10 protein-coding genes and 2 pseudogenes are annotated in these 14,861 nt (G+C 41.7%); 8 read left to right on the top strand and 4 right to left on the bottom strand.

Annotated features, from left to right (window positions below; translation table 11 throughout):
- Nucleotides 1-145 precede the first annotated feature (145 nt).
- Nucleotides 146-1,375 carry an ISL3 family transposase gene (locus tag BROSI_RS01910; RefSeq protein ID WP_052561850.1) on the top strand — a complete coding sequence of 410 codons (1,230 nt, stop codon included), beginning with the start codon at nt 146-148 and terminating at the stop codon, nt 1,373-1,375.
- A gap of 320 nt (nt 1,376-1,695) precedes the next feature.
- Complete coding sequence (locus BROSI_RS01900) at nt 1,696-2,643, top strand: tyrosine-type recombinase/integrase (RefSeq protein ID WP_052561845.1); 948 nt, start codon at nt 1,696-1,698, stop codon at nt 2,641-2,643.
- 190 nt (nt 2,644-2,833) lie between these two features.
- Here the strand turns inward: BROSI_RS01900 and BROSI_RS01895 are convergent.
- A pseudogene (locus tag BROSI_RS01895) lies at nt 2,834-3,100 on the bottom strand (transposase); the annotation flags it as partial.
- A 186-nt stretch (nt 3,101-3,286) separates the two neighbouring features.
- On the opposite strand from BROSI_RS01895, the gene BROSI_RS21215 reads away from it, so the two are divergent.
- From BROSI_RS21215 to BROSI_RS20680, 4 genes and pseudogenes are all read left to right on the top strand, one after another.
- Nucleotides 3,287-3,406, top strand: coding sequence for a YaeQ family protein (locus BROSI_RS21215; protein ID WP_082059329.1), 120 nt, complete (start codon nt 3,287-3,289; stop codon nt 3,404-3,406).
- A gap of 111 nt (nt 3,407-3,517) precedes the next feature.
- On the top strand, nt 3,518-3,727 hold the full coding sequence (locus tag BROSI_RS01890; protein WP_200891669.1) for a GIY-YIG nuclease family protein: 210 nt from the start codon (nt 3,518-3,520) through the stop codon (nt 3,725-3,727).
- A 4-nt stretch (nt 3,728-3,731) separates the two neighbouring features.
- The gene (gene pepF / locus BROSI_RS01885) at nt 3,732-5,516 is read left to right on the top strand and encodes an oligoendopeptidase F (protein WP_052561839.1); all 1,785 of its coding nucleotides are present in this window, start codon (nt 3,732-3,734) and stop codon (nt 5,514-5,516) included.
- A gap of 385 nt (nt 5,517-5,901) precedes the next feature.
- Nucleotides 5,902-6,090, top strand: a pseudogene (locus BROSI_RS20680) (IS630 family transposase); the annotation flags it as partial.
- A 3-nt stretch (nt 6,091-6,093) separates the two neighbouring features.
- On the opposite strand, the gene BROSI_RS01880 reads toward BROSI_RS20680, so the two are convergent.
- The 3 genes from BROSI_RS01880 to BROSI_RS01865 form a co-directional block, all read right to left on the bottom strand.
- Nucleotides 6,094-9,030, bottom strand: a complete 2,937-nt coding sequence (locus tag BROSI_RS01880; protein ID WP_052561837.1) for a DUF748 domain-containing protein — start codon at nt 9,028-9,030, stop codon at nt 6,094-6,096.
- Between the two features lie 481 nt (nt 9,031-9,511).
- The gene (locus BROSI_RS01870; protein ID WP_082058970.1) at nt 9,512-10,006 is read right to left on the bottom strand and encodes a CBS domain-containing protein; all 495 of its coding nucleotides are present in this window, start codon (nt 10,004-10,006) and stop codon (nt 9,512-9,514) included.
- Between the two features lie 339 nt (nt 10,007-10,345).
- Entirely contained in the window at nt 10,346-12,418 is a 2,073-nt protein-coding gene (locus BROSI_RS01865; protein WP_052561834.1) for a VWA domain-containing protein, read from the bottom strand.
- Nucleotides 12,419-12,813: 395 nt separating this feature from the next.
- On the opposite strand from BROSI_RS01865, the gene BROSI_RS01860 reads away from it, so the two are divergent.
- Both BROSI_RS01860 and dapA read left to right on the top strand, forming a co-directional pair.
- Nucleotides 12,814-13,764 carry a cytochrome-c peroxidase gene (locus BROSI_RS01860; protein WP_052565587.1) on the top strand — a complete coding sequence of 317 codons (951 nt, stop codon included), beginning with the start codon at nt 12,814-12,816 and terminating at the stop codon, nt 13,762-13,764.
- Between the two features lie 146 nt (nt 13,765-13,910).
- Entirely contained in the window at nt 13,911-14,780 is an 870-nt protein-coding gene (gene dapA / locus BROSI_RS01855) for a 4-hydroxy-tetrahydrodipicolinate synthase (protein WP_052561832.1), read from the top strand.
- Nucleotides 14,781-14,861: the final 81 nt, after the last annotated feature.

Here is a 14,861-nt window from a genome sequence, read left to right as displayed (position 1 = left end):
GTTCATTCGTAAAAAAGTTGAAGACAGGAAAATATAAGTAGGGAAGATAGGGTAAAAGATGAGAGTAAAAGGATAGCATCGAATTTCATCCGTATGTAATATGGTTTTATGAGAGATAAGATCATACTACACGAGGAGAAATTCGATGCGGTTAGATACTATCACAGAATTATTACGAATTCCAGGATTTAAAGTAACGCATATGATATCCAGCACGGAAAGCAGTATAGAGTTTTTATTGGAGCAAGAGGAAGAAAGAACGAGTGTATGTTCAGGTTGCGGTAAAGTGCACAATACGGCAGTGCATAGTGTGGGAAGAATAACAGTAGAAGACCTACCGATGAGTAGTAGGAGGGTATATTTGCACGTACCGAAGAGGAAATCGATGTGCCTTGAAGATGGGAGTATTCGGGTAGAGGAGCACGAGTGGATAAGGGGGAGATTTACGAAGCGTTTTGTGGAACAGGTGTATCGACTGACCTCAATAACGACAAATAAGGAAGCAGGATGGTTTCTTGGAATAGACGATGAGACGGTGTACCGGATAGATAAGGAGATGTTAGAGGAGTTATCACTGGAGAGAATTGAGAAAGTGAAGGCGCCGCGTCATATGAGTGTGGATGAGGTTGCATGGCAGAAGTGGCACAAGTATGTTACCAATGTTGTTGATGTGGAAAAGCGCAAGGTGATTTGGAATCACGATGGACGGGGCAAGACAACGCTGGATAAATTTTATCGTAAGATAGGCAAGGAAGGTTGTAAGAGGATAAAGGCAGTGGCAAGCGATGGAGCAAAGGGTTTTCTTACGTCTACGAAAGAGCATTTGAAGAATGCCTTGATAGTATTGGATCATTTTCATGTAAAGAAGTATCTCAATGAGGCAGTAGATGCGGTAAGGAAGGAAGAACTCAGAAAAGCCAGGCAACAAAACCAGGAAGACTTGAGTCGAATTCTTCATTGCAACAAGAGGTTTATATTGATGCAAAATAAGGTTACAAATAAGCAGAAGGACATTTTAGATAAACTCTCAACGCTCAATGAGAAGGTATATAAGGCAATGCTTTTAAAGGAGCAGTTTCTTTCTCTTTATGTAGCAAGTAATCGAAGGGTAGCATATGCAAATCTGAGGGCGTGGATAGGGACAGCAATAAGGTCTGGGATAGCATCATTTGTAGAGCTAGGATACAAATTTTTCCGGAAGAGGCATTATGTTCTGAACTATTTTGTTTGCAAAATAACGTCCGCTATATCAGAAGGAATCAATAACAAAATAAAGAGGTTCAAGCGCATGGCATACGGTTATCGAGACGTCAAATACTTCTTACTCAAGATTCATCAACATTGCGGACTTCTTGACCCTAAGCTTTCAACTTAAATACGAAAGACACTTATATCATCGTAACGAAGGCAACGGCATCCTGTACCGTCCTACAGGGTGTTAGTTGCCTTTTTTATTTCAGAAAGGACGGCGAGACAATGGCGGTTAGGTATCGGAAGTATTTCCAGCAATGCAAGCCTATTCCTTGTAACGGTAGACAAGGTAAGCATTGTCCGGGGGATCGGCCTAAGCGGTCAAATGGTGAATACAAGACCTGTGGGACATGGTGCATTGAATTCTTTGACGACCGGAAGGAATGACAATCCCTTACCTTCAAGGACATAAGGAACAAGACGGAAGCAGAGAAGCGCTTGGCTATGTTTATAGGTGACCGGGAACGTGGTAAACTGAACCTGCCAAAGAAGAAGGTTGTTCCTACCTTTGTGGAATACTGCCAAAGGTATTTAGAACATCACAAAGGTGATAAAGAAAACACACGACTTGGAAGAGAACGGGCGGTAAATGCCTTGACGAAGTATTTAGGGGATTATCGGCTGGATAAATTGACACCGTTTATTGTTGAGCGATTCAAGCTTTCCAGACAGGAAACGGACAAAGTGGGTGCTATCACGGTTAATCATGACCTGGCTATACTGTCGCATTTATACAATACGGCCATAAAAGAGGGTGTCATTGATGGAAACCCATGTAAGGACGTTAAACGGCTAAAGGCAATGCAGTCCAGAGACAGGGTTTTATCTGAATCAGAAATACGCATATTGTTGAACACATTACAAGGCCATGACCGTATGGCAGTCTTACTTGGCTTATTTTGTGGATTACGGTTAAACGAAACACTAAAGTTAACATGGGATAATTTTGATTTTACCAGAAACCTGTTAACGTTTACTCAATCCAAGACAGGAAAACAAGTAACTGTTCCCTTTTCCGATTTCATGGTAAAGGAACTAACAGACTATAAGGGCAATTGTAAAAACAATAATCTGTTTGAGGATTCAGAAATAAACCAATCGCTCATTACATGCCGTAGCAAGCATTTTAAAGAAGTGTTTGAACGGTTGGGAATTCATGGCTTTACTTACCACTGTCTAAGACATACCTTTGCTAGTTTACAGGGTGATTTGGGAACCGGTGCCGTTACCGTAAAGGAAATGTTGGGACATAGTGACCTGAGTATGACCTTGAAATATTCCCATATTGGATTAGACAGCAAGAGAAGGGATTCACAGGCGTTGACAGACCATATCCTAACCATAAGTGAAAGGGCTGTAATACCGATGATCTCTCAGGCGGGTACGGCATAAGTACGACATGGGCAAATACAGGTTTTTATATACTCTTGTTACCGTAAGACTTACAGAATACAGGCAAATAACAAATAGTTATTTCCTGGCTATTTATACAGTTTTCCATGTATTCTTATGCTTTTCGATTTTGCTTGATTCTATCAGTGTTCTTAAGGCTTACAAGAGATTTCAATTCTTTTTCTGCTATTTATCTGAAAAATGGTAGATTCGCATTCATCTTTCCAATTGGAGCCGTTCTCCATGCTAATTCTATCCTTAATGGGATAAAGGCCAACAGCCGGTAACAGGAATTCTCTCCCGCTACAATCTCCATAGGCTTTGTTCTTCTCTTAAATTCTTTGTTCAATCCCTTAACAATATTCGTTGTTCTCATCGATATCCATTCCTCCTCCGGAAAAGAGAAAAAAACAAGGCATGAATCGATTGAATTTTCGAGGGACTTCACCGCTGACGGGAACTCCTATTTCAAAATCTCTGCTATACTATAATAATTGTTGATATTAGTTTCATTTTTCACAGAATTATTATATCATAGTGAATCTATAAAATAACCACTGTCAAATGATGATTTATCAATTGCAGGACGGTGCAATTTTGTTGGCCAAGAAATCATAACTATGGCGAAAAGATTTAAGCGGGAATATTTGAGTTATGGATAGACCTTGGACAGCCTGATGAGAAGCGTATCCACAAGGCCTGTGGCCGCGCCAAGGAGGTTATTGTCTACGCCTATAGTGGCAACAGCGCAAACGCCTGGTGAAAAAAGATAAATTCCGATTTCATCATTTTAAAAATCTGTCGGTAATAAACCTGCCGGCGGAATCTATTCAGGAAATGGTTGCGTTGTCGCAACGCACTATGGACTTCCGATGTGGAAAGGAGATTTGCAGAACATACAAGGAATGATAAAAAAGGAGCAAAATACTTAAGGGGGAAAGCGCCTTTAGCGCTGGTTATGAAAAAGAAGATGGGAAGCAAGAGTATGGCGTTAAAGATGGAAGCGAAAGTAAAAAAACTATCAAAGATCAAAAAAGAGATGTTCGTGGATGGTAAAATCAAAGTAAGGGAAATATGGAAATAACTCTATGAACAAGAATAAGACCAGAGATCAAATAGAAGGTAAATACAAGTGGGATTTGTCAGTTTTGTATGCATCGGATGATACTTGGGAAGAAGATTACCGGAAGGTGGAAAAAGGACTTCCTCAACTCCTGGAGTTTAAAGGCTCTCTTGCTGATCCCAGAAAACTCGGACAGTTTATGCAGTTTTATATTAACCATTCGATCGTGAGAGAAAATTTATATGTGTATGCGTATGTGCGATTTTTTGAGGATACCAGAAACGCCGTATATGAAGAGATGAAAGGTCGTATCGAACTGCTTGCGTCGAAGATTTCCGCGCAAACCGTCTTTATAAAGAAGGAGCTGTCCTCATTATCACAGGATGATATCGATACCATGATTAGTGAAAATTCTCATCTGGCAGGGTATCGGTTTTTTCTGGAAAGCTATGCCCGGTACAATCCTCATATCCTTTCTGAAGAGACGGAGACAGTTTTGGCGGAACTGGAAATTGCCTTAAAAAAACCTGATGATATTTTTTCGGCTTATAATAATAACAATATTTCATTCGGGGAATTTGAACACAAGGAAGAAATAATCCGCCTTTCTCATGCAAGGTATGTGCAACTGTTAGAATCACCAGACCGTGCTCTCCGGCAAAAAGCGTTTGATTACTATTACCGACCTTACCTGCAGAACATTGACGTCCTGGCAAATACCTATGCTGCAAACGTACTTGCAAACATTAAAATGGCGAAGGTGCGCAACTATTCGTCAATGCTGGAAATGTCCCTATTTCCTGATTACGTGCCAACCACGGTTTTTACTAATCTCATAGAAGTCGCAAAGGAGAATATTGATGTGATCAGCGAGTTCAATGCCCTGAAACAGGAAGAGCTTGGAATTGAAGAATTACACTTCTATGATAATTATGTCCCTCTGGTTCGTGAGGTTGATAAGAAATATTCCTATGAAGAGGCAATCGAACTGGTTCGTACAGCGCTTGAACCCCTCGGCGCAGAATATCTCAAAAAATACGATTCTACTGTCTGTGCAGGGGTAATTGATGTATTTGAATCTCCCGGTAAAAGGTCAGGGGCGTTTTCGTGGGGGAGCTATGCGAGCCGGGGATTGATTTTCTTAAATTACACGGAAAAGTTCTCTGATGTTTCAACATTTGCACATGAATTCGGCCACTGCCTGCATCGGGATTACTCCATTGAAAATCAACCCTATATCTATTATCAAAATCCGATCTTTCTGGCTGAGATAGCATCGGCATTCAATGAGGCGTTGTTGTTTGATCATATGTCAAAGATTGCTGAATCCCGCGAGGAGAAGAAATTTTTCTTGTATCACTCTATGAAACGCATAGAGGCAACTTTCTACCGCCAGACTATGTTCGCAAATTTCGAAAGGGATATTCATGAGATGGCGGAATCCGGCAAAGTGTTGATGGCAAAAAGTATAACCGGCGTTTACAGGAAAAATCTGGAGGCATATCTGGGCAAGGGCATGGTTATTGATGAACAGTTAAACTACGAATGGGCGCGCATTCCCCATTTTTACAATGCCTTTTATGTCTACAAATATGCTACCAGTCTTTCAGCAGCAATAGCTCTATCTCAGCGGGTAACCTCCGGCGAAGAAGGCGCTGTCGAAGATTATCTGACATTTCTGGGCAGGGGATCACATAAAGAACCACTTGAAATTCTAAAGGATGCCGGGATTGACCTTAGCGGAAAAGAGCCATATGCAGTGACAGTTGATAAATTCAGGAAGTTGCTGAAAGAATATAAAGCATTGTAAGGAACCCAGTGAAAGAAGTGATGTTGAGGGTGAGAGAGGAAATTAATAGCTGGGGGAAGTGTTAGAATGGTGGTTTATAAATTGATACATTACTGTTACTTTCTGCTCAATATGTCTGTAAGTTTTTGTTGTTGATCATCAGGCAGAGGCGACGGACGTCCAGGGCGGCGCCCCTCCAACATACCGGTATTTAATGATGGTGCCATTATAGATAAGAAGCAGGACGATTGAGGCGAGGCTTGCTGAGCGCGCGAAAATTATTATGAAATGCATAGAAGGACAGAGTGTATTGCAGATAGCAAAGGATTTAAAGATAAGGCCGAATCCTGTCATAGACTGACGGAGGTGATTTCAGCGGGGAGGAAATAGCAGGATTGTTCGATCAGAGATATGGTTTGGCATTATGAGCCGGAAAGCGCTCAGGGGAGCAAGTTTCAAAAATACAGAGAAACTGCGCAAAGCGATAGAAGCCTTTGTTAAGGCTTATGGTAAAACAGCGAAACCATTTGTGTGGAGAAAGAGAGAAGTAAAGGGGTCGCAACTAAGAAATACTATCGATAATTTATGCAATTAAGCGCTAGCGGGCATCCAGCGCGAGCGGCATTTTGACTTCATGATCTGTAGCGGAGGCCTTCGTATCAACTTCTAAGAGGAAGATGCGGGGCGCTGCCAAACCACCCTGCTGAACCATGTAATCTTTTATTACCTCGGCTCGCTCCTGTGCAAGTGTACGCAAATCGCTTTCGGAAATCGGGTATTTCTCTATGAGCTTTTTTCGCGCGGCATCAACAACAGCAGCCCTGCGCACATCCTTAGGAATCTTTGTTCCTGTTGTATCGGTTGGTGGTATCAAGTCATAAGGGTCTTCTTTCCTGAACATTTCACGGTAGAGTTTGAGGAGACGCTTTTGTTCGTCTTCAGCAAGGGGACTTTCAATTGGGATGTTTCGCTGAGTACGAATACGGGTCAAAATTGCACGCTCTGCCAGTGCATATCGGTCGACAGACTCCGCAGCAGTACCACGCAGGTTCAGTATGAGTTGTGGTCGTTCTTCAAGCGCTTTGGCAATTTTGGCAAGCTTTGACTGCTGTTCCTGGCTGAGGGCATTTGAACCCGGTGTAAAGAGTACAAAGTCCAATTCCTCACCCTCACCTCCTACCAGTGCGCCAAGCATTTTAAATGGGGATGTTGCGGCCTTTGCGATAAGATTAACAAATGCCTTGATTATCACAGGCGCAAGCCTGAACTGCGGATCATTGAGGTCACCGCGGACGGGAATATTAAGATCAATCACACCGTGTGAATCCTTAAGTATGGCAATTGCAAGACGAACCGGCAGATTGGTTGCATCCGGACTTTCTACCTTTTCTCCAAGGGTAAACTGATCCAGGACAATGTGATTTTCGCCTATCAGGATTTTTTGAGAAAGTTTATATTGTAATTCAAACGATAGTTTTCCCTTTTCAATCTTGTATCCCGCAAATTTCCCTGAATACGGGGAAAATGTGGTGAGTTCGATACCATGAAAATTCATGGTGATGTCTGTATAAGCCTGCTCACTCAATGGGTTGATCTTTCCCTGTATGACAACCGGAGCGTATTTGTCCACCTGCCCTTTTAAATCAATATCAGCGCGTGCAAGCTGTTCGGATGAAAGCCCTTTCACTGTTCCGTTCAGATTCTGGATAGCCGAGGTAAAATTTGGTTTGAGTGAAAGGTCTGTAAAATTCATGGAACTATCGATTATACTGACCTGACCAATACGGATAGGTAATTGATTATCATTCGCCTGCTGTCCCTTCGTTTCCGTTAAAGGTTTTTTGTCTCTTACAAGAATGTGTTGAACATTGGCAGTGCGATCAGGCCCTATGATGATGCGTGTATAGAGACCACGGGCGATAATCTCCTGAATTGAGAGTGATGCCGGATTGTTGTCATATTTTACCTGCCTGAGGTCAAGGCGTTTCCAACGGACAAAATCTTCAGAAAGTACTGAATCGAGAACACGAGCTGACTCTATCCGGATATCGCCTTCAAAATCAACCTGCTGTTCCGCGCCGGGGCGAGAGAAATTAAGATGTCCATTGAGCGACAGGGATCCATCGCTTATCTCGAGTTGTGTGTGTTTTTTTACATAAGGGTCAAATGGCGGAAGCGCTATTTTTGAAATCTGTACGTCTAAATCCGCTGTTAGAGGTTCGGGAGATACCTTCCCGGCAACTTTCATTGTTCCTGTTTGATTCAAACCTACCTGCAGCTCGATATGTGCTGTGCCTGGAGAGCCAATCTTAACGTTTTCAATCTTCAGATTCACCGGAGAAAGATCTAGTTGCGTTATAGGTACGGTGGTTTGATCTTTCATGTGGAGTGCATAGTCAGCGATTTCGATCTTATTGATACTGATTTGCCATTCCCCTGACTTTGACTGATTTTTCGGATGCATCTCTTGTGAGCTATCGGTTGTTTTCGGCTGGAACATTTTATGCAGACTGAATTTGCCGTCTTTATCAAACTTGCCACGAATCTTTGCTGAGTCGCTTTGAATAAGGGCGATTTTCATTTCGCGTTTTTGATAATCAAGTTCTGTTCCGCTAAAGGAAAGGTGTGGCAGGGTAATTGCTTCTTCGCCGTCTTCTTTACTGAGGACTGAAAGAGAACGAACGTTTACACTGCTGTCTTGCAGGCGCAAATCAGTCAGCCCCTCTGTAATATTGAATTCGTACGTCCCACTGATATCCAGTTCCCCGCCAGCTATTTCAAAATTGAGCTGATCCTGCAGGTATGACCATAGTTTTCTGAGCTTAATCCCCGTAAGTTCCAGACTGCCCTTTGAGTACATGGGCGCCATACTGAGATTACCGCGATATTTCAGGGTTGCACCCTCCTCCGTGGCGGCTTCGAACTCATACAGTCCCTCACGGTTGGGCCTGGTTGTAAAATTTTTCAGAGAAAAACTGAGAGCTGCTATCTGTTGTTTGTAAGGTGTCGGTCGCGTGATGTCCTCAAAGACCATTTGTGCGCGATTGACAACAAGATGTTGAATGAGAAGAGGAACAGGGGCATTTTGTTGCGTCTCACTCTTTTCCCTGGCTGGTGGAAGTAAATCATGGAAATTGAATGTTCCATCCTTTTGTATCCTGATGTTTGAAGAAGGGGAAGTCAGTTGAATTATAGAGAAGGTATATGCCCAGCGAAATAACGAACTTGTTTGGAAGTTGATGTAGAGTTCATCAAAACTCATGAACTGCCCGCCGGTTCGTTCGTGTAACGTAAACTTCCGCAACGTGGTTGACAGGGCAAATGGGTTCAAACGCAATTCCCCCAGTTCCACTTTACGTCCTGTGTAAGCAGAAAGCTTTTCTATCAACCGGGTTTTAATCAGCGGTGGCAGTATGAAAAAACCTGTAGCCGCATAGAGAGCAACCAACAAGCTCCCAATTATTACTATACGAGCCGGCCATGACCAGGAGGTAAAGTTACGACCAACGCGAAAGAAGGATTTAGCCTGTAACACGTCTTTTCCCCCTTGATATTTTGCAACCAGGAAGGCCGGATGGGGTTGCCCATCAGGTGGGCTTTTGTTAAGCGAAAAAGATTTTCCGTAACAAAAAATCGTAAATATTATGCAGTATCAACCGAAATAATACGATTGTTTCATAAGCTTTCATTCTATTGACTGCACTTGAATTTTCAACACTTTAGTTACAGGTTATAAATCCGCATCAGTCACCCATACGGATCAAGGCGTGTGCTGAATAAATTTAACACACGCCTTGGTCTTATTCCCTGTTTACCTGAGGACATGCTTATATGATGAATTCCTTTGCCCCTGACCAAGTTTCTGTCTCAGAAAATTGCTGGTGCCAGGCTGTGTCAATTACCTCAGATATCACAAAGACTGCACCTGTGGACTCCTGCATTTCTGCTGGGCACACATTATCCGTGATGTAAAGGTTCCTGCTACAGAACAGGCCTATGCCTCGCAGGAACATTTCTTACAAATTGGTTACTTCTTCACTACTTTTAAACTCTGCACTCTTAAACTCTGTGAAGACTTCGATTTTGTCGTGTTCACTATTGATTCTTACAAATTCTGGTTTGAGTACACCATACACACACTTAAGGATATCGCATCTGGATATTATTCCTACAGGAATTTCATCTCTGACAACAGGAACCCTAACGATGTTATGTTTTGTCATGATGTGTATGACATCTTCAACAGTTGTATTTTCAGTTACACATATGGGCTTTGTGGACATGATCTCTTCAGCTGTTATTTTTTCTAAAGATTTTCCATGATCCATGGCTTTTATAAGGTCAAACTCGCTTATAACTCCAACAATCCTATTGTTTTCGTCTACAACTGGCATTCCACTATACTTACCGGTCAATAACTTTTCTGCCAGAGACTTGCCTAATGCTTGCTTTTTTGCTGCTGTAACGTTTTTGTTCATAATATCACTGGCTACAATATTCGTCCTTCCCATGATGCACATCTCCTTTCAAATTAAACTGAAATTGTCAATACATGCATTATTACATTTAAAATAACTTTTGTCTTTCATGTTTCTCCATGAAAATAGCTGAAAAGCGTGATCTTTGATCCTGGCATTTACAGTCTGTAGGATGGGCAAGGTGTAAGTAAAGCATCAATCGCTCGGCGCCTTCACGGAAACATTGGTGAAAGGAACGGTCAAACATTCAGTATTCAATCGGCATATACAAAAAAAGATAAACTAGCATTATAGGTGCCTATAACTTTGTGTCAAGATTTAAATAAGACTAGTACCAGAGGTATACTTGCAGTGTATGAATGCTTTGTATCACTATCCTTGCTTTTTAGAAATGATTAGTATCTTGTTCCAATTTTTATTTGTGTCGATTTCTGAAGCATCTCTGCCATAGAATGTCTGGCCGAGTTTATAGACAGAGTTATCAAGGAGAAAAGGTATTTCCAGGTGTTCTTCTTTAATGTTGTCAATGGTAATTTTGCAGATAATCCCGGAACGGCCAAATTCCAAATCATGTGATAAATCTTTTGGGTCGGGTGAACTCATCTGATACCAGCTATTTCCCTTATTGGTGACATTCCAGCCATCACATATTCCCCCATTACTTGCAGGCACTAACGAAATTTTGTAAGGCTTTTCTGTCTTCAAATGAAAACGGAAGGTATTAATGTATCTTGGCACATGGTCGCACCACATAAAAATTTCAGCGCGTTCGCCTTTGATAAATGGGGAGGTTTCGAAAACAATGACTCCCTGGTTTGTTTTTCCAAATACGAGAGAGGCATCAACCTTGTCTTCTAAGGGTGGAACACCGGTAATTCCTTTATAGGTAAGTTCGCTTTTTACGGTAAAAATTCCGTCTTCTGGTTTTTTCGGCGTTATATAACTTATTTTATACTGTCCCCCCAGATCTTCAATAATCTGTTTAAATCGTTCAAGAAAAACGTTCATGTCTTCAGCATGAACGTATGTACCCCCTGTCTTGACAGAGATATTTTCTAGAATTCCCTGATGCCGAACATCACCCAGACCAATAACATAAATGTGGACGTCCCGTTTGTTAGCAAGAGATATCAGGTCGTCGGGTTGCCGAACACTAGAATTGTCAAACCCGTCGGACAGAAAGACTAAAGCCCGGAAAGTTTTTGGATCAGGCGCTGAGGGAAACTCTTTTAATCCGTTGTAAACAGCATCCCAGCAAATCGAAAAATCGCTATAGATGCTTTTTTTAGCGAAAGTATCAATTGCGTCTTTTGCAGTTTGTTTGTTGGTGGTAAATGGTTGTATAATGAGAGGCGCTTCATCCGACCTGTGAAATTCGGCTATGCCTATCTGATGGGTTTCCTTCAGACGGTCTATCAAGGATTTTACCCCGGCAAGCATGGTATCAATGCCATTTCGCTGCGCTTTAATTGAAGCAGAAAAATCCAGCACCAGCATGACTTGCAGTTGAAAATCGTCTTGGGTATAGAGAAAAGGACGACTTTCCATGTAATCAATTTCTTCATTATTCTCCCATATTTTCAGGTTTTTCCAATTAAATTTTGACGGGTCGATCAGGACAGCACGATTATTTTGATCCCGAAGGGAAAAGACAAACTGAAGGGTACTGGGTTTTTGGTGGGCGGTAGTAATGTTTTTCAGGTGAAGCTTCGTAAGAGGAGAAGTAATTTTCAGAGAAGCCACTTCGGCAAATACATCCTTGTTTAAAGAATCAATAATCCGTATCGTGTACGGTTCTTCTCCGGGACGAAGAGGACTTTTTGGTGTCCATTTAAATTCTCCATTGCTGGTGGCGTCATTTCTGTAATTGTAAGAACTTGCAATATTTTCTACGATGGAATCATTTCGTAACAGAAGGATATCAGCATGATTACTTATATTTGGTGTCGCCGACCAGCGAATAGTGATGTCCTCATCGATTGCTAATGATGCTCCGGCGTAAGGGCTTATTATTTTTATGATTTTTTCTTCTTTTACACCCTCTGCAACAATCCCAATAGTTTTATTTCCGCCATTCGATTTTACATTAATTTCTGCACGATTTATTCCTACGGCAAGTTTATCCCTGTTAATAACAATAGGGATGTTTTTTTCTTCCTGTTTTCCACATAATCCGGATTTTGGAGAGACCGAAATCCAGTCATTATCTTTCGGGATATCAATTTCATACTGTAATGTTTTTACAAAAGACAGATATGCCCATTTTTTTTCCCCTTTATTTTTCAGTGTAAAGGGCATTTTGGTTTCTTTGTCTCCAAAATCCAATTCCGTTGGAACGATTTCAAGAATTGGTTTTACTCTTCCCAGATAAATGAGTATTGCAACCAAAATTATAATGCCACAAATTGAGGAAAAAATTATTTTTCCGGATGATTTTCTCTTCATTTTTCAAAGCTCCTCATAAAGCATAGTTTAACATTTCACCCAATGAATGGATTTCTTCCGAGAGCAAACATTAAATCATTTCAAATCAAATAAAATCAATAAAATTATGGTGTGTTTGTAAAATAAATGCTTTTGACATTTTTGCAGACGATATATATTATTGCAATATAACGAAGTAAGCTATGCAGTGTAGGAAGGATTGTTAAAAAACGATAAATAAAAAGCACGCGTTTCAATAGTATTAGCTGACAATATAAGGAGGATAAATGAAGCCAACGAAATTTATTGCGATGGTGAGCTATTTGCTGGCTTTTGCCGTTGTTAATGTTGTGTTGCAGACAACTACTACGGCAAACGAATCACAGCGGCAGATAGGTTATGGCAGAGGCGGAAGGATGCAGGGTGGAGCTGTATCAGAACGTTCAAAAGAACCTATACAGCCAATTCCCATGAGTTATGATTGGGACAGCGCGAAGATAGAATTGGGAAAGAAATTGTTTTTTGAACCCAGATTGTCCAGGTCCGGCTGGATCAGCTGTAATTCCTGCCACAACCTCTCAACAGGCGGCGCAGATAATTTGCCAACCTCTATCGGACATAAATGGCTCTTTGGTCCGATAAACTCACCCACTGTCCTGAATGCAAGATTCAATCTGGCACAATTCTGGGATGGCCGCGCAAATGACCTGAGAGAACAGGCAAAAGGGCCTGTAGCCAATCCGATGGAAATGGCTTCGAACCATGAGCTTGCCGTGAATGTATTGCAATCGATACCGGCATATGTACAATGGTTTAAGGAAGTGTATAGAGATGAGAAAATTACCATAGACAATATTGCTGATGCTATTGCTGCGTTTGAAGAGACGCTAACTACGCCCAACTCAAGATTTGACTGGTGGTTAAAAGACTATGATGACAAAATTACTGATGCAGAAAAGGACGGATATGCTCTTTTCAAGGATAAAGGTTGTATAGTCTGTCATAACGGCTTTGGCGTAGGAGGAAACTCTTTCCAGAAATTCGGGATTGCAAAACCGTATGACAAAGATACACAGACGCTTGGCAGATACAACGTAACAAAGGATGAGAAGGATAAATACGTATTCAAAGTGCCGCTGCTGAGGAATATTGAGCTGACGGCGCCCTATTTTCACGACGCAAACACATGGAGTTTGAGTGAGGCAGTAAATACCATGGCAGAATATCAGCTGGGAGTTACACTTGCCGATGATGAAACGAACAGGATTGTTGCGTTTCTAAAGACCTTAACCGGAGATCAACCTTCGATTATTTTCCCGATTCTACCACCCTCAAATGAAAACACTCCGAAACCAAACCGGAATTAATTTTACAGGAATTCTGCAATAGGGCACAGATGAACGCTGATAAACACAGACAGAAAAGATATTTATACAGTGGTTTTTCATGAACAATAACTTATGAAAAAGGAAGTTTTGCAAGATAATACAATAAAGGACAAAAGGAGAATACCATGTTTGAGGGCTCATTTGTAGCATTAGTAACACCCTTTAAAAACGGACAAATCGATTATAAAAAGCTGAAAGAACTCGTCGAATTCCATATTGAGAAGGGGACAAATGGGATTGTTCCGTGCGGTACAACCGGTGAATCAGCCACGCTTTCGTTTGATGAGCACGAACGGATGATCGGTGAGGTTGTTAGTATGGTTGGAGGGAGGATACGGGTTCTGGCGGGAGCAGGTTCAAATAACACTGGGGAAGCCCTGCGCTTGACCAGGCACGCAAAGGATGTTGGGGCAGACGGAGCCCTGCTTATCACACCTTACTACAATAAACCCACCCCAGAGGGGCTCTACCGGCATTACAAATTAATTGCGGAAGAAGTTGATATCCCTATTGTGATATACAATGTCCCTTCCAGGACTGGTATATCTATATTACCGGAAACGGTAGCGAGGCTTTCGGAGATCAAAAATATCGTTGGAATAAAAGAGGCCAGTGGCAGCATTGATCAAACGACCCAGATACTGCAACTGTGCAACATTACCGTTCTTTCGGGAGACGATTCTCTCACCCTGCCGATTATGTCGGTGGGGGGGAAAGGGGTGATCTCTGTAGTGGCCAACATTGTGCCAGCGGATACTGCCGCATTAACCCGTTATTGTCTGGAAGGCAATTTCGAAGCAGCCAGGAAATGTCATCACAAACTTTTCCCACTGTGCAAAGGTATGTTTATCGAAACCAATCCAATTCCCGTGAAAACCGCTATGAAACTCCTGGGAAGAATAAACGGGGAGATGCGTTTGCCGCTTTGTGATATGACGAAGGAACATGAGAATCAATTAGTAAATACGCTGAAAAAGTATGGTCTCATGCCATAGCGCAGCATACCTCACATTAATTACCCCGCATCCTTTTGCTTTCACAAGTGTATCATTATAATAAATGGGGAAAAGAAATTT

This window comes from Candidatus Brocadia sinica JPN1 (assembly GCF_000949635.1).
In the GTDB taxonomy this organism is placed as follows: Bacteria; Planctomycetota; Brocadiia; order Brocadiales; family Brocadiaceae; genus Brocadia; species Brocadia sinica.
Note: the sequence above shows the minus strand (reverse complement) of the source record. Positions and strands in the feature narration are given on the sequence as shown.

Coding starts and splice junctions, on each gene's coding strand:
- pepF (WP_052561839.1), top strand. CDS start 3,732: ATGAACAAGAATAAGACCAGAGATCAAATAGAAGGTAAATACAAGTGG.
- BROSI_RS01910 (WP_052561850.1), top strand. CDS start 146: ATGCGGTTAGATACTATCACAGAATTATTACGAATTCCAGGATTTAAA.
- BROSI_RS01865 (WP_052561834.1), bottom strand. CDS start 12,418: ATGAAGAGAAAATCATCCGGAAAAATAATTTTTTCCTCAATTTGTGGC.
- BROSI_RS01900 (WP_052561845.1), top strand. CDS start 1,696: ATGTTTATAGGTGACCGGGAACGTGGTAAACTGAACCTGCCAAAGAAG.
- dapA (WP_052561832.1), top strand. CDS start 13,911: ATGTTTGAGGGCTCATTTGTAGCATTAGTAACACCCTTTAAAAACGGA.
- BROSI_RS01870 (WP_082058970.1), bottom strand. CDS start 10,006: ATGGGAAGGACGAATATTGTAGCCAGTGATATTATGAACAAAAACGTT.
- BROSI_RS01860 (WP_052565587.1), top strand. CDS start 12,814: ATGCAGGGTGGAGCTGTATCAGAACGTTCAAAAGAACCTATACAGCCA.